Source organism: Nonomuraea sp. NPDC049607, from assembly GCF_040675375.1.
Taxonomy (GTDB): Bacteria; Actinomycetota; Actinomycetes; order Streptosporangiales; family Streptosporangiaceae; genus Nonomuraea.
The window spans coordinates 84,563-106,309 of the sequence record NZ_JBFAOV010000023.1 but is presented as its reverse complement, the minus strand read 5'-3'; the positions used below and the strand labels follow the sequence as shown (position 1 = coordinate 106,309).

Below are 21,747 nucleotides of genomic sequence, written 5' to 3'. Positions count from 1 at the left end.
GCCCGCAATGACGCACGTGTCCGGAAAGCCGCGAGCACGCCTGGCGGTGGCGCTCGCCGCCGCGGTGGCGGTGCTGGCCACAGCGTGCACCGGCGGCGGAGGCGCCGCCAAGGACGCCGCCGCCGGCTACGCCAGCCAGCCGGCGCAGTCGGGCAAGCCCAAGGACGGCGGCACGGTCACGGTCGCGCTGACCCCCGGCCTCAGCCCGAACTACATCTACCCCTACCCGCCGGCCGCCGCCAACGGGACCGTCATCGCCCGCGGCCTGATGTGGCGCTCCCTCTACCGGCCCAGCGGCGAGGGCGACCAGGTGGCCGACGCCGAGCTGAGCCTGGCCGAGCCGCCCGACTACAGCCCCGACCGCAAGACCGTGACCATCAGGATGAAGGACTACAAGTGGTCCGACGGCACCCCGGTCACCGCCGATGACGTCGTGTTCTCCCTGACGCTGCTCAAGGCGGCGCTCGCGGAGAGCCCGGCCAACTGGAGCTTCTACACCCCGGGCCAGTTCCCCGACGGGGTCACCGCCAAGGCCGCCGCGCCCGGCACACTGACCCTCGACCTGGAGACGGCCTACAACCCGTCGTACCTGATGTCGATGCTGACGCTGCTGTACGTGATGCCGTCCAAGGCGTGGGACATCGACCGCGCCGGCGGACCGCACCTCGACTACACCGAGCCGAAGAACGCCAAGGCGATCTACAAGTACCTGACGAAGGAGTCGGAGTCGCAGTCCACGTTCGCCACGAACCCGCTGTGGCAGGTGGTCAACGGCCCGTTCCGGCTCAAGAGCTTCGACCCGACGACCGGCTCGTTCTCGCTGGCGCCGAACGAGTCCTACAGCGGGCCGGGTGAGTCGCGGCTGGACCAGGTCGACTTCAAGGCCTTCACCTCGGCCGCCGCGGTGCTCAACCAGTTCAAGGCGGGCAACCTGACCGTCGGCACGCTGGACTCCAGCTTCATCACCCAGATCGGCGCGCTGAAGGCCAAGGGGTTCAACGTCTACGGCGCGCCCGCGCCCGCCCGGTTCGACTCGCTGACCATCAACTTCGGCAACACGGCGAACGGCTTCGACAAGATCATCGCCCAGCCGTACGTCCGGCAGGCGTTCCAGCGCCTGATCGACCAGCCGGGCTACATCGCCGGCCGGGGCATCTACAACGGCGCCGGCTCGCCCAACTACAGCACGGCGGGCAGCGGCTCGCCGTACCCGCCGGCGTTCGGGGACGCGCCGCCGTACCCGCACGACCCGGCGGCGGCGGCCAAGCTGCTCACCGACAACGGCTGGCAGGTGGTCCCGAACGGCTCCACCACCTGCGTGCGGCCCGGCACCGGGACGGGCGAGTGCGGCGCCGGCATCCCGCGCGGCCAGAAGATCAGCTTCACCCTGGCCTCGGCGAACACCCCCGCCTACGTCGGCGCCCGGGACGTCGCCTTCGCCTCGGCGGCCAAGAAGCTCGGCATCGAGGTCAAGATCGTCACCAAGTCCCTCACCTACATGTACGCCAACTACGGCAACACCTTCGCCCCCGCCACCAAGAACGAATGGGCGATGCAGGACTACGGTCCGCTCTACCTGGCGGCCGGCTACCCCAGCAGCAACACGGTGTTCAACGCCAAGGGCAGCTTCAACCTGGGCAGCTACCGCGACGACGAGGTGGACCGGCTCATCGACGCCTCGACCTTCGGGGCCGACGCCAAGGCCCTGTCGGCCGAGGTGACCAGGATCGCCGAGGAGCTTCCCGTGCTGTTCTTCCCGACCCCGCACACCCTGGTGGTGTGGAAGGACACGCTGTCCGGCCCGCAGTCGTCGTTCCGCGCCCTGCTCAGCTACCTGTACACGCCCGAGCTCTGGTACTACCACGCATGATCCAGGACGCCTTCGCCCGGCCGCTGCGCCACCTCGACCCGGCCGCCGCCTCCCTCGCGGACGACCGTACGCTGCGCGAGCTGGTCGGCGACGCCAGGGTGGTGGCCGTCGGCGAGGGGGCGCACAACGTCACCGAGTTCCACCGACTCAAGGACCGGCTGTTCCGCGTCCTCGTGCGCGAGCTGGGGTTCTCGGCGTTCGTGATGGAGTCCGGCTTCGCCGAGGGCCTGACCGTGGACGCCTGGGTCCACGGCGGGCCGGGGGAGGCCGCGGCGGTCGCCCGCGACGGCATCACCTACCGGTTCGGCGAGTGCGAGCCGGTGCGCCGGCACCTGCGCTGGATGCGGCGCCGCAACTCCGGCGGCCCGGCGAAGGTCTCCTTCTACGGCATGGACCTGCCCGGCTCGTCCACCTCGCCCGGCCCGGCGGTGCGCGTGTGCCTGGACCGCATGCCGGCCGGGCCGGGCGACGAGGAGCTGCTGCTCCTGAGCGACCTGGGCGGCCGTACCGAGGCGGCGGTCCGGTACGCGGCCATGCCCGCCGCCGGTCGCGCCCGGCTCCTGGCGGGGCTGCGCGAGCTGGCCGGGCGCGCGCTCCTGCTGGACGACCCGGTGCTGCGCCGGTGCGCGGCCTCCCTCCAGGCGTTCGCCGACGAGGCCGAGGGCGACGTGCGGCCGGACGCGCCCTGGCCCCGGGACCGGTTCATGGCCGAGACCGTGGAATGGGTGCTCGAACGGGAGGAGCGGATCGTCGTCAGCGCGCACAACTCCCACGTCCGGCGCTCGCCCTTCCACGGCCGGCCGACGCTGGGCGGCCTGCTCGCCGAGTCCCTGGGAACCGGCCTGGTCGTCGTCGGCGCCACCTACGGCCGCGGCCCGGAGGTCCGTTTCACGCAGCGCTCCGCGCGCCCGTTCGACTGCGACGTCTCGCTGCAGACCCGGACGACTCTGCCGCCGAACTGCGTCGAGGCGTCGCTGGACCGTCTCGGGCCGCCGGTGACCGTGGTCGACCTGCGCCGCGCGCCGGCCGAGCTGTTCGACGGGATCGACGGCACGCTCGCGAGCGGCGGCCTCGACCCCGTGGACGACTTCCCGGCCGCCTACGACGCCCTCGTCCACGTCCGCCGGGTCACCCGGGTCCCCGGCGCGTTCGAACGGCTCCGGGCCGAGTTCGCCGCCGCCCCGCCGGCCGCCGCGCCCGCTCCTCCGGAACAGCCCGCCTCTCCACCACAGCAGCCCGTCCGTTCCCGACCGTCGGAGGCACCGTGACTCTTCCCTACCCGCCCGCGCGCACCGTCGAGGTCGTCGAGGACGTCGCGGGCGTCCGCGTGCCCGATCCGTACCGGTGGCTGGAGGAGGAGACGCCCGAGGTGCGGCGGTGGCAGCGGCGGCAGGCCGACCTGGCCGCCGCCGTCGCCCACGACGGCCAGGACCCGGCCGCCGTCCGGGACCTGATCCGGGCCTACGACAGCGGCTCCCGTCCCATCCTGCCCAGGTACGCGGCCGGCCGCTGGTTCCGCCCGGTCACCCCGCCGGGTGGGACGGCGTCCGCCGTGGTCGTCGCCGACCGGCCCTACGGCCCCGGGCGGACGGTGGCCGACCTGGCCGGGTTCGGCGGCCAGGAGGGCCCGGCGGTGCTGTCCTGGCTGGCGCCCTCCCCGGACGGCCGCGTCCTGGCCCTCGGCGTGTGCGTCGACGGCAGCGAGCACAACACCGTCCGGCTCGTCGAGGTGGACACCGGCCGGCTGCTCGACGCGCCCGGTCAGCTCCTGCACAGCGCCTGGGCCGGCGGCGTCTCCTGGACGCCCGACAGCGGCGGCTTCACCTTCTTCGCGCTCACCGGCCCGCCCGAGGAGTTCCGGCAGGCGGTCTTCTCCCACCGGCTCGGGACGCCGGGGGAGACCGTCGTGGAGCCGGTCCCGGTCCCGGCGGGCTCGCGCGAGTACACGCTCGTCCAGTACTCGCCGGACGGCAGGTGGGCGGTGGCCGCGCACCGGGTGGGCAGTCCGATCCCGTGCGCGGTCCGCGACCTGTCCGAGCCCGGCGCGGCCTGGCGTCCCTTCGTCACCCGCTGCGCCGGCACGGTCGCCGGCCACATCGTCGGCGACCGCTACGTGGCCGTCACCGACGTCGGCGCGCCGCGCGGACGGGTCGTCGCCATCCCGCTCGACGCCGCCGACCCGGACGACCCCTCGGGATGGGCCGAGCTGGTCCCCGAGGGCGACACCGTGCTGCGCTCCCTCACACCGGTCGGCGAGCACCTGTACCTCAGCGAGTTCGACCGGACGTTCGCCCGCGTCCGGATCATCGACCGCGCGGGCCGCGTCGCCGGGGAGGTGCCCCTGCCCGGCCGGGGCGCGCTCGCCGCCCCCTTCTTCGCGCTGACCGCCCTGGCCACCGGCGTCCCCGCGGCCGACTTCGTCTTCGCCTTCTCCACCCTGACCAGCTCCTGGGGCGTCTACCGGCACCGCCCCGGCGAGAGCGCGCCGGAGACCCTGTCGGCCCCGGCGGTCGTCCTCGACGCCGAGGTGACGGCCGGGCAGGCGGTGGCGGCCGACGGGGTCGCGGTGCCGTACCACGTGGTTCGCCCGGCGGGCCTGGACCCGGCGCGGCCCGCGCCGACGCTCGTCTCGGCGTACGGGGCGGCCAACGTGCCCCTGCTTCCCCAGTACCAGCCCGACCTGGCCGCGTTCGTCGCCGCCGGGGGCGTGCTGGTGCAGGCGTACCTGCGCGGGGGCGGCGAGTTCGGCGGGGACTGGTACCTGGCCGCGCACCGGGAACGGCGGCACGTCCGCGACTCCGACCTCGTGGCGGTCGCCGAGCACCTGATCGCGGACGGGGTGAGCGCCGCCGACCGGCTCGCGCTGACCGGTGGCTCCGACGGCGGGCTCATGTGCGGGATCGCCGTCACCACCCGGCCCGAGCTGTGGCGGGCCGTCCTGCCGCGGGCGCCGTTGCTGGACCTGATCGGCGGCGTCCGCGACCCGTACCTCGACTTCGTCATCCGCAAGGCGTGGGCCGACCCGGACGACCCCGAGCAGGTCCGGCGGCTGCTGCGGATGTCGCCGTACGAGCTGGTGCGCCCCGGCGTCTTCCCCGCGGTCTACATCCAGGCGGGGGCGGCCGACCCGCGCTGCCGGCCCTGGCACGCGCGCAAGTTCGCCGCCCGCCTCCAGGCGGCCCAGCAGGGGGACGAGCCGATCCTGCTGCACGTCTTCGACGACGCCGGGCACGGCGCGGCCACCCCTCACGACGTTGCGGTCGCGCAGGACGCCGAGTGGCTGGCCTTCCTCATCGGGACGCTCGGCCTGCGCGGCGGCGGGGTCAGTCGTCCGGGGCCGACCTGATCGACATCAGGCGCAGTTGCAGCATGGCCGACAGGCGCGCGTCCGGGGAGCTGAGGTCGAGGCGGCCGACCTCGGCGGCGCGCCGCAGCCGGTAGCGGAACGTGTTGGGATGCACGAACATCGCGGCGGCGGCCACCGAGACGTCGCCGAAGGCGTCGAGCCAGGCGCCCAGCGTCTCGACCAGGCTCGTCTGGTGCTCCTTGTCGTAGGCGACGATCCGGGCGATCGCCCCGCTGGGCACGTCGCCGCGCGGCACGAGGTCGGCCAGCTCCAGCAGCAGCGCGTCCACGTGCACGTCGTCCAGGCGGGCCGCCTGCCGGCCGCCGACGCCCGACCGCAGCACGCGCAGCGCCCGGTCCGCGCCCGAACGTGAGCGGGCCAGCGCCGAGCCGTCCCCGGCCAGCCGCCCGACGCCGACCAGCGGGCGCAGGCGGGAGCCGACCCGGGCCAGGAACTCGGTGGCCACCAGGACCGCGCGCTCCTCGGCGTCCTGCCGGTTCTGCGGCAGCGGCAGGATGCCGTAGGCGACGTCGCCGACCAGCGCGGCGGCGGCCCGCGGGTGTACGGCGGACAGGTGCATGGCGAAGGCGTCGGCCAGCCGCCTGCGCTCGGCGGCGAGCTGCGCGGGCAGCGGGCTCTCGCCCGCCGGGCCCACGACGGTGAGCGCCAGGACGACCGCCGGCTCGTCCTTCAGGCCGAGGCGGCGCGCGGCCTCCAGGGAGCCGGGCCCGCTCTCCAGCGCGGTGCCCAGCAGCTCGGCCCGCAGCCGCCGTTCCATGTCGGCGTCGGCGCGCTGCCACACCATGTGCATCGCGACCAGCTTGGACGCCTCGTAGAGCGCCTGGCTGCGCTCCTCACCCAGCGGCCCGGGGACGATGACCCAGATCGTGCCGAGGATCTCGTCGCCGGCGCGCACCGCGATCGCCGTCCGGGGCAGCGCGGGCGGTTGGAGCGTTCCGCCGGGGTCGGGCAGGGGGGCCACGAAGACGGGCCGGTCGCTGCGGTAGATCGCCTGGAACACGCCGCGTTCCTCCAGGATGCGGGTGTACTGCTCGGGGACCTGGCGGCCCAGGATCGTGCGCACGCGGGAGGTGTCGGTGTCCTCCTGGCGGCTGGAGAAGGCCAGCAGCCGCGAGTTGCGGTCCTCGATGGTGACCGGCGCGTCGAGCAGCGCGGCGATGGCGTTGGCGACGGCGAACAGGTCGCCGGACCGGATCGGTCCCGAGGCGTGCGCGTCGGGGTCGAGCCGGCCCCCCTCGGACGTCAGCTCGCGCAGCATGCCCGCCAGATGCGTCCAGGACGCGCCGCGGGCGAAGGCCAGCACGGTCACGCCCGCCCGGGCCGCCGCCGCGACGAGCCGTTCGTCGGCGACGACGGGCGCGCGGACCACCAGCGCGGCGGCGCCGTGCCGGCCGAGCCGGGTCACGACCCGCTCGACGTCGGCCGGGTCGTGCAGGCCGACGCCGAGGACCAGGGCGTTTGCGGGCAGCTCGGGTTCGTCGAGCGGGTCGTGGATGACGACGCCGCCGATGTCCTGGCCGAGCGCGGCGTCGCCGCAGACGACGTGGAGCAGGGTGGTACCGAGTTCCTCCAGGACGCGGCCCAGGCTGGCACGCGGGAGGCCGGTCATGGGGACGAGCACGCTCCCGAAGCTAGCGCCGCCCCGGTGGCACGTCGTTCGTCCGGCATGACGAAATGCTACCGGCTGATCCGTCGAAACGGACGAACCGGTCAGGACGGCATCGGCACCCAGGTCTTCGCGACGGTGACCTCCTCCAGGACCTCCGGGATGGGGGCGACGCCGATCCCCGGGCCGGTCGGCACCGCGAGGTGCCCGTCCACCAGGCGGAACGGCGGCGTCAGGTCGGTCCGGTAGTAGCGGTCGGACGCCGAGGTGTCGCCCGGCAGCAGGAACCCGGGCAGCGCGGCGAGCGCCACGTTGGCGGCCCGCCCCACGCCGGTCTCCAGCATGCCGCCGCACCACACCGGGACGTCGTGCGCGGCGCAGACGTCGTGGATCCGCCTGGCCTCCAGATGGCCGCCGACCCGGCCCGGCTTGATGTTCACCACCTGGCAGGCCCCGAGCGCGATCGCGTCGGCGGCGGCGCGGGCCGAGACGATCGACTCGTCCAGGCAGATCGGCGTCGTGATGCGCTCGGCCAGCCGGGCGTGCCCGATCAGGTCGTCCTGCGCGAACGGCTGCTCGATCAGCAGCAGGCCGAACGGGTCCAGCCCGGCCAGGTGCCGCAGGTCGCCGCGCCCGTACGCGGTGTTGGCGTCCACCTGGAGCGGGACGTCGCCGAACCGCTCGCGCACGGCCCGGACCGGCTCGACGTCCCAGCCCGGTTCGATCTTCAGCTTGATCCGCAGGTAGCCCGCGTCCAGGTATTCGGCGACGGCGTCGAGCAGCGCCGGGATCGACCCGGTGATGCCCACCGACACCCCGCACGGCACGCTGTCGCGCACCGCCCCGAGCGCGTGGGCCAGCGGGACGCCGCGGGCGCGCAGGTCGGCGTCGAGGACGGCGGTCTCCAGCGCGGCCTTGGCCATCCGGTGCCCCTTGAACGCGGCCAGCGCCGGGGCGACTTTGTGCGCGTCCAGGTCCGCCACGCCGCCCAGCGCCGGGACCAGGAAGCGGGTCAGCACGTCGGCCGCGGCGTGGGTGTACTCCGAGGAGTACAGGGGGGCCGTGCCCGCGCCGCACTCGCCCCAGCCCTCGGCCTCGTCGGTGACGACGCGCACCAGCACCGCCTGCCGTACCGTCTCGGTGCCGAACGACGTGCGGAACGGCGTCACGAGCGGCATCTCCACCGTGCGGACCTCGACTGCGGTGATCTTCATTCCGTCTCCTGCCTGTCCACGATGTACCAGCCTGTACGGTCGAAGCCGCGCACCCGGGCGCCCCCGTCGAGCAGCTCGCCCAGCACGTCCCGCAGCGCCCTGCGCCAGTCGGCGGCGCGGGCCGGGTCGCTCTCGCGCATCGCCTCGACGTCGCCGGGCACGCCGACCAGGACGGTGGGCGTGCCGGCGTACCGGGTCAGCGGCCCGCCCGCCGCGGACGCCTCCAGCGCCACGGCCGCGCCCGCCGTCCGGGCCGCCGCCGCGTCCGTCCGGGCCGGACGGCCCGCGCAGGCCGCCTCGACGGCGGGCGTCTCCAGTCGCCAGCTGACCAGGACGCGGTCGGTGTCGTCGGCGCGGTTGATGTCGTCGTCCATGGGGCCGTAGAAGTTCGGCAGGTACTCGGACGGGGTGGCGCCCAGCTTGGCCAGGTTGAAGTAGGCGTTGCGGCGTACCAGGGGGTCGTAGGTCCAGCAGATCTCGCCGACGCCGCGCCGCATCGCCCAGGCGCGCTGGTGCAGCTTCAGCGCGAAGCCGACGTTGCGGCCCTGCATGCCCGCCAGCACGCCGGCGATGTGACTGTGCAGGGCGGCGCGGGCCGGCGGGGAGAAGAAGCCGAAGCAGGCGCCCACCAGCCGGCCGCCGTCGAACGCGCCGCTCACGTAGCTGCCCGCCTTCGACATCGCGCGCAGCAGGTCGGCCGTCACCGGCGGGTTGTTCTCGCCGGTGCGCCAGATGTGCTCGTACAGGCGGCGGACGGCTTCCAGCTCGCCGACGCTGTCCAGGGGGCGGATGTCGATGCCCGCGCCGTCGGCGGCGGCCTGCGCCGCGGCGCACGCGGCCTCGACGGGCCGGGAGTCGCGACGGTCGCGGATGAGATCAGTCACGCCGGTCATGGTCGCAGCCGCTCTCGTCCCGTAGCTGGTCGGCGAGCACCGGGCGGCGGCGCCGGATTCGTCCGGCCGGACAAGGGGGGGTCACCGCTACGCGGTCAGCAGATCGGCGACCAGGGCGGTCAGCAGGCGGGTGCGGCCCGGCAGTTCGGCGACCAGCACGTGTTCGTCGTCGGCGTGGGCGCCGCCGCCGACCGCGCCCAGGCCGTCCAGGGTGGGTGTGCCGGCCCCGGCGGTGAAGTTGCCGTCGGAGGCCCCGCCGACGGCGACCGAGGCCGGCGGCCCGATCCCGAGGGCCTCGGCGAGCCGGCACGCCCGCTCGAACAGGTCCTTCGACGCCGACGCCGGGAGCGGCGGCCGGTTCGGCCCGCCGCCGACCGTGACGCCCGCGCCGGGCAGCACCGGCCGCAGCCCCCGCATCGCCGCGTCCACCCGGTCCTGCTCGGCGGCGTCCCTGACCCGTACGTCCACGTCGAACCGGGCCCGCGCCGGCACGGTGTTCACCGTGGTGCCCGACTCCAGGCGGGTCGGGGTGACGGTCGTGCCCAGCGCGGGATCGGCCAGCGCCGCCACGGCCGTGATCTGGTGGGTCACCTCGACCGTCGCGTTCACGCCGCGTTCGGGATCCAGCCCGGCGTGCGCGGCCCGGCCCCGCACCAGCACCTCGTACCGGGAGACGCCCTTGCGCTCGGTCTTCAGCGCCCCGCCCGGCCCGGCGGCCTCCAGCACCAGCGCCGCCGCGCACCCGCGCGCCTCCTCCTCGACCAGCTCCCGCGAGGTGGGGGAGCCGGGCTCCTCGTCGCCGGTGACGAGCAGGGTCACGCCGTCCAGGTCGTCCAGCGCGGCCAGCGCGTGGAAGGCCATCACCAGCCCCGCCTTCATGTCGAAGCACCCCGGCCCGCGCAGCACGCCGTCGCGCACCTCGAACGGGTGCCGCTCCAGCGAGCCGACCGGCCACACCGTGTCGTGGTGGCCGAGCAGCAGCACCCGCGGCTCGCCGCCGAACCGCCAGCGCAGGTGGGTGCGCCCGCCGATGACGACGCGCTCGGCCGCGGCCCCCAGGCGGGCGGCGCCGACGTCGGCGACGGTCGTGGCGCTGCGGGCGACCGCGGCCAGGTCGCCCGACGGGGACTCGCAGCGTACGAGCCGCTCGATGTCGTCGATCATCGCGGCCTCGCGGGCCCGGTCGGACGTGGTACGGCGTGGTGTCATGATGGCAGCCTCCGGTCGGACGGACCGCCCATCATCGTGAACCACGACGCGGACGGGCCTGTCGCACCGGCCAACATCGGCCCGCCCCGTTGGGCCCCGCCGACGACCGCCCCCCGACGACCGCCCGGCTACGTGAGGTCGGCGAAGCGCTCGACGTCCTCCGTACGGCCGGAGACGATGATCACGTCGCCGTAGCCCAGCTCGGTGTCGGAACCGGCGTAGGTGAACTCCTCCTCCGCGCTCTTGACCGCCACCACGGTGACGCCGTGCTTGCGGCGCAGGTTGGAACGGCCGAGCGGCACCCCGATGTACTCCTTGGGCGGCCGGGTCTTGGCCATCGCGAAGTTCTCGTCCACCTGCATGAAGTCCAGCATGCGGCCGGTCACCATGTGGGCCACCCGCTCGCCCATGTCGTGCTCGGGGAAGACGACGTGATGGGCGCCGATCCGCGCCAGGATCCGGCCGTGCTGGCGGCTGACGGCCTTGGCCCAGATGTCGTCGATCTCCAGCTCGATCAGCAGCGACGTGGTCAGGACGCTGGCCTCCAGGTCGCTGCCGATGGCCACGACCGCCCGGTAGAAGTCGGGCACGCCGAGCTGGCGCAACGTCTCCAGGTCGGTGGAGTCGGCGGTGGCGATGTGGGTGATCTGCCCGGCCAGGCTCTGGGCGACCTTGGGCCGGTTGTCGATGGCCAGGACCTCGGTGCCGCGCCGGGTGAGCTCCAGGGCGAGCGAGGTGCCGAACCGGCCCAGGCCGATGACCACGACGGGGTCTGTCTTCTTGTCAGCCAACGATGACACGTTCCTCGGGTAGTTCGTACCGACGGGTGCGCTCCTTCAGGGCGAGCGCGGAACCCAGTGTGAGCGGGCCGATGCGCCCGATGAACATCAGCGCGACCAGCAGCACCTGTCCGGCCGGCGTGGCCTGGGAGGTGATGCCGGTGGACAGCCCGTTCGTGCCGAACGCCGAGACGACCTCGAACAGCACCTGGTCCAGGCTGTGGGGAGTGATGGCGAGCAGCAGGTAGGTCGAGACGGCGACCAGGACGACGCCGATCATCGTGATCGAGATGACCTGACGCTGCGCGGACTCGGCCAGGCGCCGGTGGCCGATGTTCACCCGAGGCTCTCCCCGCAGTTCGGCCCAGATGATGAACACCAGCAGCCCGAACGTGGTGACCTTGATGCCGCCCGCCGTGCCGGCGCTGCCGCCGCCGATGAACATCAGCAGGTCGGTGGCGAGCAGGCTGCTCGGGTAGAGCTGGCCGATGTCCAGGCTGTTGAACCCGCCCGAACGCGGCATGACCCCGGTGAAGAACGCGGCCAGCAGCTTGCCGGAGTCGTCGAGCCCGCCGAGCGTCCTGGGGTTGCGCCACTCGGTCACCAGGAAGATCAGTGTGCCCACCGCGAGCAGGACGAGCGTCACCCCGACGGTCACCCGGGTGAGCACCGACCAGCGGCTGGGCCGGCGCCAGGCGCGGGCCAGCTCGAACACCACCGGGAAGCCCAGCCCTCCCACGATCACCGCCAGCGCGATCGGCAGGCAGATCCACGCGTCGCTGACGAAGCGCATCATGTTGTCCGGCCACAGCGCGAACCCGGCGTTGTTGAACGCCGACACCGCGTGGAACCAGCCCAGGTACATGGCGCGGCCCAGCGGCTCGCCGTAGCCCGTGACGAAGCGCGCGGTGAGCAGCGCGGCGACGATCAGCTCGGACACGAGGCTGAAGATGACCACGTTGCGCACCACGCGCCGCACGTCGGACATGCTCAGCGTCTTCGTCTCGGCCTGGGCGAACATGCGGGCGCGCAGCCCCAGCCGGCCCGCCACCAGGACGGTGAACAGCGTGGCCATCGTCATGATGCCCAGGCCGCCCACCTGGACCAGCCCGGCGATCACCACCTCCCCGGCCACCGACCAGTGCGTGGCGGTGTCCACCACGACCAGGCCCGTCACGCAGACCGCGGACGTCGCGGTGAACAGCGCGGTCAGCCAGCCGGCCGGTTCGCCGTCGGCCGTGGCCATCGGCGAGGTCAGCAGGGCCGTGCCGGTCAGGATGAAGGCGGCGAACCCGGTGGCGATGACCTGTGCCGGGTGGTGGAACCGGGACAGGAAGACGCCCGTCAGCCGCTGATGTCTCATGACGCGTTCCCTCCGGCCGCGGCCGCGCGGGGGGCATGATGTGAGGCGAGCACGATCAGACCGTAGACCACCCGGCCACTGCTGCCGCAAACGCGTCCGGAGCCGGGACGGGAATCGTGTCGCGCCGGGGCGCTGCGGCTAAAAATGCGACAAAAACGATTCGGCATCGGGAAAGCCGTGCAGGTCACGTCAGTAGAGTGACAGTCACGTAGGTGATCACGAACGGGGCGCGATCGGCATGCTGGGGGAGGACACGCCGTACCCGATGCTGGTCGCCGACGCCTCGGGCGCCGTCGAGCGGGCGAACGCCGCCGCCCGGTCGCTGCTGGGCGGCGCGGCGCGGATCGGGCCGGAATGGCTCGCCCGCGCCCACCACGAACTCTGCGCCCGCCTGGCCGCCCCGCCCGGCACCGGAAGCACGCCCGACGCCGAGGGCGAGCCCCGGCCCGTCCGGGGGCCGGTCGGGGAGCGGGTGTTCGAAGCTCATCCCGTGCACGCCGGCCGCGACCGCGTCACCTGGTGGCTGGTCGACGTCACCGAACGGGAGCACGCCATGGAGGTGCTGCGGGCCGAGCAGGACTCGGCCGCGTCCATGGTGGCGGCCGCCACCGAGCTGCTGTCCTCGCTCAACCTCGACCGCTGCCTGGAGGCGGTCGCCCGCCTGGCCGTGACGCACCTCGCCGAGGCCGCCCGGGTCGTCGTGCCGCTGGGCCGCCGGTACGAGGTCGCCTACCACGACGCCGGCGGCGAGGCCGTGCGCAGGAACCTGGACCTCGATCCGCGGGACCTGCCGGGCCTGGCCGAGGCGCTGCGGGCCTTCCCGCCGGTGCCCGCCCGCTGGGTCGACCCCGAGCGGGCGCCCGGCTGGGTGCTGGGCGAGGGGCACGACGGGATCCGTTCGGTGGTGGTGATCTCGCTGCCCGGCTACGGCCTGCCCGCCGGCGCGCTGATCCTGCTGCGCGGCTCGACCGGCTTCTCCCCGGCCGAGGAGGTGTTCGCGCGGCTGTTCGTGGCCCGCGCCGGCACGGCGATCTCCATCGCCCGCGTGTACGCCGAGCAGGGGGCCGTCACCGAGACGCTGATGGCCGACCTGCTGCCGCCGATGACGCCGTACCTGGACGTCGCCGACGTGGCGGCCCGCTACCGGGCGGCGGGCCACGGCGCGCTGGTCGGCGGCGACTTCTACGACGTGCACCCGGTCGCCGGTTCCGGCGGGACGGCGCTGGTGGTCCTCGGCGACGTCTCCGGCAAGGGGCTGGAGGCCGCCGTGCTCACCGGCAAGATCCGCAACACGCTGCGCGCCCTGCTGCCGCTGGCCGACGACCACCAGCGCGTGCTGGAACGGCTCAACGAGGTGCTGCTCGCCGAGTCCAGCCCGCGGTACGTCACGCTCGTGCTGGCCGGGGTCGGGCGCCGCGGCCCGCGGCTGGAGCTGCGGCTGACCAGCGCCGGGCATCCGCCGCCGATGATCGTGCGCAACGACGGCCGGGTCGAGGACGCCCTCACCCGCGGCACCCTGATCGGCCTGCTGGAGGAGATCACCAGCGTGACCGAGACGGTGCTCCTGGACCCCGGCGAGACCTGCCTGCTCTACAGCGACGGCGTCATCGAGGCCAGGGGCGGCCCGCTGGGCGACGAGCTGTTCGGCGACGACCGGCTGCGGGAGGAGCTGCGGCAGTGCGCCGGCATGCCGGCCGCGGCCCTGGCCGAACGCGTCCAGATGCTCGCCTCGCAGTGGGCCGGCGAGCGGGAGCGCGACGACATCGCCATCGTCGCCATCGGCGCGCCGCGCGAGGCGCCCGACGGCCCGCCCGACGGCCAGGACGGCGGTCCTCCGGCGTGAAGAACGAGATCGAGCGCTGCGTCGAGACGCTGCGGGCGGCGGCGACGGCCGGCGACGAGTACGCCGCGATCGACGCCGCGCGGGCCGCCCTCGACGCCGGCGTGCCCCTGGAGACCCTGCTCATCGACGTCGTCGCCGTCGCGCAGGCCCGCGTGGGCCTGGACTGGGCGGCCAACCGGCTCACCGTCGCCCAGGAGCACACGGCGACCGCGGTCCACGAGCGGGTGCTCGCCGTGCTGGCCCACGAGCCGGCCGTGCGCGGCCACCGTTCCGGGCCGGACAAGGGGCGGTTGAGCGTGGCGTGCGTGGACGGCGAGTGGCACACCTTCCCGGCCCGGCTGCTGGCCGAGGTGCTGCGGCTGCGCGGCTGGCAGGTGGACTACCTGGGCGCGCACGTCCCCACCGCGCACCTGGTCGTGCACGTGCACAGGACCGCGCCGGTCGCGGTCGCGCTGTCGGGCTCGATCGCCACCCGGCTGCCCGCCGCGCACGCCACCATCAGCGCCTGCCAGGCGGCGGGCACGCCCGTGCTCGCCGGTGGCGCCGCCTTCGGGCCCGACGGCCGCTACGCCCGCCTGCTCGGGGCCGACGCCTGGGCGCCGGACGCGCGGGCCGCCGCCGACCTGCTCGACGCCGGGCCGCCGCCGCGCCGGGCCATGACGGGGCTGGGCGCCGGACGGCGGCCGCACCTGGCCGGCCCCGAGTACACCGCGCTCACCGAACGGGCGCAGGAGCTGGTCAGAGGCGTCATGGACGAGCTGGACGAGCACGCGCCCGTCGCCGAGGGCCAGGAACCGACCGGGCACACCGCCGAGGACGTCGCGTACGTCGTCGACTACCTCAAGGCCGCCGCGTACGTCAACGACCCCGGCCTGTTCACGTCCTTCACCGGCTGGATGGCGCACGTGCTGACCGCGCGCGGCGTGCCGGTGCGCGTCCTGGCCGTCACCCTGGACGCGCTGGACGTCCGTCTGAGGGACCTGCCGCTCACCCGCGAGCTCATCGTCCGGGCCCGCGCCGCGCTGCCGGACGGGCCCCGCTGACCGTTCCCGCCGGTCAGTCGCGCTCCTGCCACGTGCACAGGCAGGCGTGGTTGCCCTCGGGGTCGGCCAGCACCCAGAACTGCGGCGCCTCCTCCTCGTGGACCAGCCGGCCGCCCGCCGCCACCGCCGCGTCGATCCGGGGACGGACCTGCGCGGGTTCCACCCACACGTCGAGGTGCCAGCGCTGACGGGGCTCCTCGTCACCGGACTGCTGGAACCACACGGTGGGCAGCGCGCCGGCCGGGTCGCGCAGGCCGCCCCCCGCGTCGGGCTCCATCGCCAGCACCGCCGCCCAGAACGGCCGGATCGAGTCCCGGGCGGGGGTGTCGAGGCCGAGGTCGAGCACGGAGACGGCCGCGGAGTCCAGGCCGACCCCCGCCTCGGCCGCCAGGGCCGAGACCGCGCGCGCCAGCCGCACGTCGCGGCCGGTGACCCCGCCCGTGTCGTGGCTGGTCAGCCGGACGTCGACATGGGTGTACCGCAGGTCGAGGTCGGGATGGTGGTCCATCTCCTCGGCCACCGCCCCGATGGCGTCGACGAGCGCGAGCCCGGCCGCGAACGTCCCGGTGCGGAGGCGGGTGTGCAGGGCGCCGAGCAGGTACGCCCACCCGGCCAGCCCCTCCTGTGCGATCTGCGGTCCGGTCAGCTTGGTCATGAGGTCATCTTCGCAGGCGCCGGCGAAGGCTTTCCGCGTCCCGTTCCGCGAGGACGGCAGGCGGCGCGACCGTCTCCGTCAAGCGACAGACAGCCCGCGCACGCTCGGCTACCGTCCGGAGTATGGCGAACGACGGCGAGCAGGAAGAGCTCCCGATCTGCGGCACCTGCATGGGCGCGGGCGGCGAGTGGATCGACCGGAACGGCGAGTCGGAGCAGCAGTCCACCTGGAGGTCGTGCAGGTCGTGCAGCGGGACGGGCCGTAGGTGACGGACCCGATCACCTGCCCCGAATGCGAGGGCACCCGCGGCATACTGCTCGGGGACCTGTTCCTCACCTGCACGTTCTGCGGCGGCCTCGGCCGGGTGGGCGGCGCCGACGAGCCCGCCGAGCGCGGCGGCAGGCCCCCCGGCGGGCCGCCGCCGGCCTGGGAGCACAGGGTGTGGTCCGACCCCTGGATCGCCGAGCAGCTCGGCTGCCGCTTCTGCCTCGGCTCGAAGACGGTGACCCACATCAAGGCGGGCATGCTGGTGACCCTGCCGTGCAGGTGCGCCGACGACTGACCCCACCTCGTCCCACGAGGACGAGCGGCGGCGCTAGTCGAGGCAGAACTCGTTGCCCTCGGGGTCGGTCATCACGATGTGACCGCCGCCGAACGGGGGCTCCGGCTCGTGCCGCCGCACCCGCGTCGCGCCCAGCCCGACCAGCCGCTCGCACTCTGCCTCCAGCGCCGCCATGCGCTCCTCGCCGCGCAGCCCGGGAGCCGCCCGGACGTCGAGGTGCACGCGGTTCTTGGCGGCCTTGCCCTCCGGCACCCGCTGGAAGAACACCCGGGGGCCGTGCCCGTCGGGGTCCTCGATGGCCGACCTGGTGTCACGCTCCTCCTCGGGGACGCCGACCCGGGCGAGGAAGTCGTCCCACGCGGCCAGCGGGTCGGCGCCCTCGGGCAGCTCGACCCCGGGCGGGCCGGGATGGACGTAGCCCAGCGCGTCGCGCCAGAACGTGGACAGCGCCTTGGGATCGTGGGCGTCGAAGGTGACCTGGATGTGGCGGCTCATGTGACATCACTCCGTTCGGTGCGGCAAGCTTTTCCGGGAACACTGTGCCAGCACCGGCCGACAGAACCGGTCCGCTGTCAGCCCAGCGTCGCGGCCTCTTCGCGCAGCCACTCGACCAGGGTCGGCACCAGCGGGTGGTCGCGCCGCCGGGCGGTGGCGACCCCGATGTAGCGCACGGGACGCGGCGGGTTCAGCGGCACGACGGCCAGGCCGGGCGTCCCGCGCGCCAGGCAGATGGACGGCACCAGGCTGACGCCGAGCCCGGCCGCCGTGAGCGCCTGCGCCAGGTGGTAGTCGCTGGTGGAGCCGCTGACCCGCAGCTCGAACCCGGCCGCCGCCGCGTAGCCGCGCAGGAACGCCTCCGTCTTGGAGCAGCCGATCACCCACGGCTGCTCGGCCAGCTCGGTCAGGTCCAGCGACGCCCGCCCGGCCAGCGGGTGGGCGGTCGGCAGCGCGACCGACAGCGGGTCCTCGGCCAGCGGCGTCCAGCTCAGGCCCGTACGGTCGCCGGGCAGCACCGGCAGCGGCCCGGCGAAGTGGTAGGCGACGGCCAGGTCCGCCTCGCCCCGCCGGACCAGCGGCAGGCTGTCCTCCGGCTCCCGCTCGACCACGTTCGTCTCGACCTGCGGATGGGCGGCGACGAACCGCGCCAGCACGCCGGGCAGCAGCGCGCGGCCCCCGCTGGTGAACGTGGCCACGGTCAGCCGTCCGCGCCCGGAGGCCAGCTCGTCGATCCGCTCCCGGGCGTGCCGCAGCTCGGCCGCGATCGTCTCGGCCGTATCCACCAGCAGCCGGCCCGGCTCGGTGAGGGCCACGCCACGGGTGCTGCGGGTGACGACGGCGGTGCCGAGCTGCCGTTCCAGCGCGGCGATCTGCTGCGAGACGGCGGACGGCGTGAGCAGCAGCGCGGCCGCCGCCCGGTTGAAGCTGCCGTGCGCGGCCACCTCCCGCAGCACCCTGAGCCGATGGGCGTCGATCAACAGTTCTCCTTAACACGAGGCCAGCAAGTCACCACTACCACTGCTGACCCCGTCCGGGCCAGTCTTGGCGGCATGCGACAGATCTGCGTCATCGGCGGCAACCGCTACTTCGGCCGCCGCCTGATCCGCCTGCTGCTCGACGGCGGCGACCACGTGACCGTGGTCAACCGGGGCTCGGCCGCGCCGCCGTCCGGCGCCGAGCACGTCGTCGCCGACCGGGCGGACGCGGCGGCCCTCGCCCGCGCCCTGGCCGGGCGGACCTTCGACGCCGTCGTGGACCAGGTCTGCTACACGCCGCTGCACGCCGACGTCGCCCGCCACGTGTTCGCCGGGCGCGCCGCCCGGTACGTGATGACCTCCACCATGGAGGTCTACGACCCGGCCACCTCGCCGTCCCTCCGGTCGCCGGCCGTGGCGCCGGTCGTCGAGGAGGTCGTCGAGGCCGCGTCCTGGCCGGTGGACCCGGGCCTGCCGTGGGGGTCGCCGGACGAGCTGTCCCGGCTGCTCGGCGAGGCGGGCGCGTACGCGGAGGGCAAGCGGCAGGCCGAGGCGGTGTTCGCCCGGGACCCGGCCTTCCCGTTCGTCGCCGTGCGCAGCGCCCACGTCCTGGGCGGCGGGGACGCCGACTTCACCGGGCGCCTGCGCCACTACGTGGACCGCGTACGCGCCGGGCTGCCGGTCGCCGTGCACCGCGACCCGGCGCCGACGTCGTTCGTCCACCACGCGGAGATCGCCGCGTTCCTGCACTGGACGGCCACGGGGACCGACGTCACCGGCGCGCTCAACGCCGCCTCCCACGGTTCGCCGACCGTCACCGGCCTGTGCGCGGAGATCGCCGCCGTCACCGGCTCGCCGGTCCCCGCCTACCGCGTCGTGGACGGCGGCGAACCGGCCTCGCCGTTCTCCTTCGACCGCTCCTACGCCCTCGACAACGGCCGGGCCGCCGCGCTCGGCTTCCCGTTCACCGACGTCACGACGTGGCTGCCGGAAGCCGTCACCGCCCTCCTCCCGCTACCGCCCTCCTCCTGAAGCCGCCCTCCTCCCGGAAAGCCGAACAACCATGATCACCCGCCGCATCGGAACCGCCGAGGTCAGCGCCGTCGGCCTCGGCGCCATGCCACTGTCCATCGAGGACCGCCCCGACCGCGCCCGCGCGATCGCCACCGTGCACGCCGCCCTGGACGCGGGCGTCACCCTGATCGACACGGCCGACTCCTACCACTGGCACGCCGGCGAACGCGGCCACAACGAGGAGCTCATCGCCGAGGCCCTGGCCGCCCGGCCCGGCGACGCCTCCGGCGTGCTGGTCGCCACCAAGGGCGGGCGCGGCCGTCCCGGCGACGGCGCCTGGACGGTCGACGGCCGTCCCGACCACCTCAGGGCCGCCTGCGAGGGCTCCCTGCGCCGCCTGGGCGTCGAGGCGATCGGCCTCTACCAGCTGCACAAGCCGGACCCGGCCGTCCCGTGGACGGAGTCGGTGGGCGCGCTGCGCGACCTCCTCGACGCGGGGCTCATCCGCGCGGCCGGCGTCTCCAACGTGACCTGCGAGCAGATCCACGAGGCCAGGGCCGTCCTCGGCGACTCCCTCGTCTCGGTCCAGAACCGCTACAGCCCCCGGCACCGCGACAGCCTGCCCGAACTGCGGCTGTGCGACCGCCTCGGCATCGCCTTCCTGCCGTGGAGCCCCCTCGGCGGCATCGCCCGCAGCTCCCTGGACGGCCCCGGCGCCGCCCCGCCGCGCACCCCCTTCCACGAGGTGGCCGAGGAACGCGGCGTCACCCCGCAACAGGTCTGCCTGGCCTGGCACCTGGCCCACTCCGAGCACGTCGTCCCCATTCCGGGCGCCAGCCGTCCGGAGTCGGTCCGGGCGTCGGCGCGGGCGGCGGCCCTGACCCTGACGCGGGACGAGCTGCGACGGCTCGGACCGGCCGGCGATGCGGCGGATGCGTAGCCGCCTGACTACCCTGCGCTTGCATGGCGGCGCCGTGGTGTGCTGACCTGGCCGCGTGAGCTCATGCCAGGACCGCGTGGTCCACGAGGTGCGCACCCTGATGGACCGTGGCATCGCCGCCGAGCACCTCGGCGCCGCCGTGTCCGCCGCCATCGCCCCGCTGCTCCGGCACGACGCGCTGCGCCTGGTCGGCACCAGCCCGGCGACCGGGCTCGGACAGGGCTCGTTCAGCTTCTGGCATCAGTACGAACGCGAGCTCGCCGTCTCCCTGCTCGCCCACCGCCGCGCCCACGGCGACCCCTGCCGGCCCGCGTCCCTGGCCCGGCTGCGGGTGCCGGTCGCGGTGGCAGGGGCCGAGGAGGGGGCGCGGCGGGCGTTCGCGGCCTGCGGCGCCTCCTGCGAGCTGCGGCTGCTGTTGCGTGACGCGCGCGGCGGCGTCTGGGGCCTGCTCGGGCTGGTACGCGCCTGCGACGCCCCGCCGTTCACCGAGGACGACCTGCGCCGGGCGACGCTGCTCGCCCCCGCCCTGATGACCGTGCTGCGCGGGTACGTCACCGCCGCCCCGCTCGCCCCCACCGTGCCCGCCCTGCCCGCCGGGGTGATCGTCGTCGGCCCCGACCGCGAGATCCGCGCCGTGACGCCGCAGGCCCAGGTGTGGCTCGACCGGCTGCGCCGCCCCGACCGGCACGGCGTGCACGCGTGGCTCGCCGACACGTTCGTCACCGCCCTGGCCGCCGACGCCGCCGAGCACGCGCGCGGCGCGGACGCCGCCCGGCCGATCATCTGCGCCCCCGCCGCCCGCTACGGCCGCTGGCTCGCGGTCGAGGCCCAGGCCCTGGACGCGGAGGGCACGGGCGACGTGGCCGTGGTGATCCAGTCGGCCGTGGGCGGGTTGATGCTGCCCTCGTTCTGCGACTGGTACGCCCTCACCCCACGCGAGCGCGGCGTCCTGGACCTGCTGTGCGGGGGAGCGGCGCCGAAGCAGATCGCCCGGCTGCTCGACCTGTCCGGACACACCGTGCACGACCACCTCAAAGCGGTCTTCCGCAAGACCGGTGCGAGCGGCCGCGACGAGCTCATGGCCGCCTTCACCACCTGAACGCCATCCCCAACACTGGGGGGCTGTCCGGGCCGCCGCCCCACCCGACCATGAAGGAGTACGCAGCACTATCAGGGGAGGCACCCGTGACCCAGATCTCAACCCCCGCCCGCCGCCAGGTCGAGCGCTTCCTGGAGTTCTCCGACCACGTCGGAGGCCTGGAGGAGGCCGACGTGCTGGCGCTCCTCCGCGACCACGGCATCACCACGCTGGAGGCGCTCGTCGCCAAGGCGGTCAGGGCGCCGCGCTCGGCCCAGCCCGTGCCGATGGACCCGGCCCGGGCGCTGACCCGGCCCAAGCCCGCGCCCGCGCGGCCGGTCACCCACCCCGCGCCCGCCATGGCGGTGGTCGTGGACGGCGTCGAACATGACCCGGCCGACCTGACGCGCTTCGACGGCCGCCCGCTGACCTACCTCTACCACCCCGAGCGCCTGACCGCGCTCACCGACGACACCGCGCTCAACGGCGCCCTGTGGGCCTCGGCGCAGCTGCGGGACCCGCGCCCGGCCACGCAGGGCGAGGTGCAGATGTTCGAGCACGTGGAGTACGCCGGCGACTGGCTCTGGTGCCCCGCCCGCCGGGGCCTGAACGACCTGACCGACGTCTACCACGGCCCGCTGCACCTGCACGACTGGAACGACGTCATCAGCTCCATGGGCGGCACGAACTGCACGGTCCGCTACTACGAGCACATCAACTTCGGCGGCAGCTCCATCCTCGTCGCCCCCTTCTCCGACATCCCGACCCTCGTCCCCAGCGGCTGGAACGACCGGATCTCCTCGGTCTGGAACCACGGCTGACCTCTTCCTCCACCGGTT

20 protein-coding genes are annotated in these 21,747 nt (G+C 74.6%); 11 read left to right on the top strand and 9 right to left on the bottom strand.

The genetic code is table 11. The features are described 5' to 3' along the window. Positions 1-7 precede the first annotated feature (7 nt). The 3 genes from AB0J97_RS35035 to AB0J97_RS35025 are packed head-to-tail and all read left to right on the top strand — an operon-like array spanning position 8 to position 5,216. Positions 8-1,870, top strand: coding sequence for an ABC transporter substrate-binding protein (locus AB0J97_RS35035; RefSeq protein WP_364096843.1), 1,863 nt, complete (start codon positions 8-10; stop codon positions 1,868-1,870). Next, positions 1,867-3,138, top strand: a complete 1,272-nt coding sequence (locus tag AB0J97_RS35030; protein ID WP_364096839.1) for an erythromycin esterase family protein — start codon at positions 1,867-1,869, stop codon at positions 3,136-3,138. The genes AB0J97_RS35035 and AB0J97_RS35030 overlap by 4 nt, the downstream gene beginning before the upstream one ends. Continuing rightward, the gene (locus AB0J97_RS35025) at positions 3,135-5,216 is read left to right on the top strand and encodes a prolyl oligopeptidase family serine peptidase (RefSeq protein ID WP_364096836.1); all 2,082 of its coding nucleotides are present in this window, start codon (positions 3,135-3,137) and stop codon (positions 5,214-5,216) included. The genes AB0J97_RS35030 and AB0J97_RS35025 overlap by 4 nt, the downstream gene beginning before the upstream one ends. On the opposite strand, the gene AB0J97_RS35020 is transcribed toward AB0J97_RS35025, so the two are convergent. The 6 genes from AB0J97_RS35020 to AB0J97_RS34995 all read right to left on the bottom strand — a co-directional run bounded on the left by AB0J97_RS35020 (position 5,194) and on the right by AB0J97_RS34995 (position 12,301). Further along, positions 5,194-6,858 (bottom strand): helix-turn-helix domain-containing protein, encoded by a 1,665-nt coding sequence (locus tag AB0J97_RS35020; protein ID WP_364096833.1) that lies wholly within the window; start codon positions 6,856-6,858, stop codon positions 5,194-5,196. The two genes, AB0J97_RS35025 and AB0J97_RS35020, sit on opposite strands and share 23 nt — an antisense overlap. Positions 6,859-6,947: 89 nt before the next feature. Continuing rightward, positions 6,948-8,057, bottom strand: a complete 1,110-nt coding sequence (gene menC, locus AB0J97_RS35015; RefSeq protein WP_357710672.1) for an o-succinylbenzoate synthase — start codon at positions 8,055-8,057, stop codon at positions 6,948-6,950. Continuing rightward, positions 8,054-8,941 (bottom strand): GNAT family N-acetyltransferase, encoded by an 888-nt coding sequence (locus AB0J97_RS35010; RefSeq protein WP_364096829.1) that lies wholly within the window; start codon positions 8,939-8,941, stop codon positions 8,054-8,056. Before AB0J97_RS35010 ends, menC begins: the two co-directional genes overlap by 4 nt. 96 nt (positions 8,942-9,037) lie before the next feature. Then, the gene (locus tag AB0J97_RS35005; RefSeq protein WP_364096826.1) at positions 9,038-10,159 is read right to left on the bottom strand and encodes a M20 family metallopeptidase; all 1,122 of its coding nucleotides are present in this window, start codon (positions 10,157-10,159) and stop codon (positions 9,038-9,040) included. 128 nt (positions 10,160-10,287) lie between these two features. After that, positions 10,288-10,950 carry a TrkA family potassium uptake protein gene (locus tag AB0J97_RS35000; protein WP_364096823.1) on the bottom strand — a complete coding sequence of 221 codons (663 nt, stop codon included), beginning with the start codon at positions 10,948-10,950 and terminating at the stop codon, positions 10,288-10,290. After that, positions 10,943-12,301, bottom strand: coding sequence for a potassium transporter TrkG (locus tag AB0J97_RS34995; RefSeq protein WP_357695430.1), 1,359 nt, complete (start codon positions 12,299-12,301; stop codon positions 10,943-10,945). Before AB0J97_RS34995 ends, AB0J97_RS35000 begins: the two co-directional genes overlap by 8 nt. A 238-nt stretch (positions 12,302-12,539) precedes the next feature. Between AB0J97_RS34995 and AB0J97_RS34990 the strand changes: the two genes are divergently transcribed. Next, positions 12,540-14,144 (top strand): PP2C family protein-serine/threonine phosphatase, encoded by a 1,605-nt coding sequence (locus tag AB0J97_RS34990; RefSeq protein WP_364096819.1) that lies wholly within the window; start codon positions 12,540-12,542, stop codon positions 14,142-14,144. After that, positions 14,141-15,187, top strand: a complete 1,047-nt coding sequence (locus AB0J97_RS34985; RefSeq protein WP_364096816.1) for a cobalamin B12-binding domain-containing protein — start codon at positions 14,141-14,143, stop codon at positions 15,185-15,187. Before AB0J97_RS34990 ends, AB0J97_RS34985 begins: the two co-directional genes overlap by 4 nt. 13 nt (positions 15,188-15,200) lie before the next feature. Here the strand turns inward: AB0J97_RS34985 and AB0J97_RS34980 are convergent, their stop codons facing one another. Further along, complete coding sequence (locus AB0J97_RS34980) at positions 15,201-15,842, bottom strand: 4a-hydroxytetrahydrobiopterin dehydratase (protein WP_364096813.1); 642 nt, start codon at positions 15,840-15,842, stop codon at positions 15,201-15,203. A gap of 122 nt (positions 15,843-15,964) precedes the next feature. Here AB0J97_RS34980 and AB0J97_RS34975 point away from each other — a divergent pair, with 122 nt between their 5' ends. Next, positions 15,965-16,111 carry a hypothetical protein gene (locus AB0J97_RS34975; RefSeq protein ID WP_364096810.1) on the top strand — a complete coding sequence of 49 codons (147 nt, stop codon included), beginning with the start codon at positions 15,965-15,967 and terminating at the stop codon, positions 16,109-16,111. Then, the gene (locus tag AB0J97_RS34970) at positions 16,108-16,404 is read left to right on the top strand and encodes a hypothetical protein (protein WP_357695440.1); all 297 of its coding nucleotides are present in this window, start codon (positions 16,108-16,110) and stop codon (positions 16,402-16,404) included. Before AB0J97_RS34975 ends, AB0J97_RS34970 begins: the two co-directional genes overlap by 4 nt. Before the next feature lie 33 nt (positions 16,405-16,437). Here AB0J97_RS34970 and AB0J97_RS34965 read toward each other — a convergent pair whose 3' ends face one another. Both AB0J97_RS34965 and AB0J97_RS34960 read right to left on the bottom strand, forming a co-directional pair. Then, positions 16,438-16,899, bottom strand: a complete 462-nt coding sequence (locus AB0J97_RS34965) for a VOC family protein (protein ID WP_364096807.1) — start codon at positions 16,897-16,899, stop codon at positions 16,438-16,440. A gap of 77 nt (positions 16,900-16,976) precedes the next feature. After that, complete coding sequence (locus AB0J97_RS34960) at positions 16,977-17,879, bottom strand: LysR family transcriptional regulator (protein ID WP_364096804.1); 903 nt, start codon at positions 17,877-17,879, stop codon at positions 16,977-16,979. 72 nt (positions 17,880-17,951) lie between these two features. Here AB0J97_RS34960 and AB0J97_RS34955 point away from each other — a divergent pair, with 72 nt between their 5' ends. The 4 genes from AB0J97_RS34955 (at position 17,952) to AB0J97_RS34940 (ending at position 21,729) form a co-directional block, all read left to right on the top strand. Then, the gene (locus AB0J97_RS34955; RefSeq protein WP_364096801.1) at positions 17,952-18,908 is read left to right on the top strand and encodes an NAD-dependent epimerase/dehydratase family protein; all 957 of its coding nucleotides are present in this window, start codon (positions 17,952-17,954) and stop codon (positions 18,906-18,908) included. 31 nt (positions 18,909-18,939) lie between these two features. Beyond that, positions 18,940-19,830 carry an aldo/keto reductase gene (locus AB0J97_RS34950; RefSeq protein ID WP_364096798.1) on the top strand — a complete coding sequence of 297 codons (891 nt, stop codon included), beginning with the start codon at positions 18,940-18,942 and terminating at the stop codon, positions 19,828-19,830. 55 nt (positions 19,831-19,885) lie between these two features. Continuing rightward, positions 19,886-20,929 (top strand): helix-turn-helix transcriptional regulator, encoded by a 1,044-nt coding sequence (locus AB0J97_RS34945; RefSeq protein ID WP_364096795.1) that lies wholly within the window; start codon positions 19,886-19,888, stop codon positions 20,927-20,929. 86 nt (positions 20,930-21,015) lie between these two features. Next, entirely contained in the window at positions 21,016-21,729 is a 714-nt protein-coding gene (locus AB0J97_RS34940) for a hypothetical protein (protein ID WP_357695452.1), read from the top strand. Positions 21,730-21,747: the final 18 nt, after the last annotated feature.

Coding starts and splice junctions, on each gene's coding strand:
- AB0J97_RS34975 (WP_364096810.1), top strand. CDS start 15,965: ATGGCGAACGACGGCGAGCAGGAAGAGCTCCCGATCTGCGGCACCTGC.
- AB0J97_RS34965 (WP_364096807.1), bottom strand. CDS start 16,899: ATGAGCCGCCACATCCAGGTCACCTTCGACGCCCACGATCCCAAGGCG.
- AB0J97_RS34980 (WP_364096813.1), bottom strand. CDS start 15,842: ATGACCAAGCTGACCGGACCGCAGATCGCACAGGAGGGGCTGGCCGGG.
- menC (WP_357710672.1), bottom strand. CDS start 8,057: ATGAAGATCACCGCAGTCGAGGTCCGCACGGTGGAGATGCCGCTCGTG.
- AB0J97_RS34995 (WP_357695430.1), bottom strand. CDS start 12,301: ATGAGACATCAGCGGCTGACGGGCGTCTTCCTGTCCCGGTTCCACCAC.
- AB0J97_RS34950 (WP_364096798.1), top strand. CDS start 18,940: ATGATCACCCGCCGCATCGGAACCGCCGAGGTCAGCGCCGTCGGCCTC.
- AB0J97_RS34990 (WP_364096819.1), top strand. CDS start 12,540: ATGCTGGGGGAGGACACGCCGTACCCGATGCTGGTCGCCGACGCCTCG.
- AB0J97_RS35035 (WP_364096843.1), top strand. CDS start 8: ATGACGCACGTGTCCGGAAAGCCGCGAGCACGCCTGGCGGTGGCGCTC.
- AB0J97_RS35030 (WP_364096839.1), top strand. CDS start 1,867: ATGATCCAGGACGCCTTCGCCCGGCCGCTGCGCCACCTCGACCCGGCC.
- AB0J97_RS35005 (WP_364096826.1), bottom strand. CDS start 10,159: ATGACACCACGCCGTACCACGTCCGACCGGGCCCGCGAGGCCGCGATG.
- AB0J97_RS34955 (WP_364096801.1), top strand. CDS start 17,952: ATGCGACAGATCTGCGTCATCGGCGGCAACCGCTACTTCGGCCGCCGC.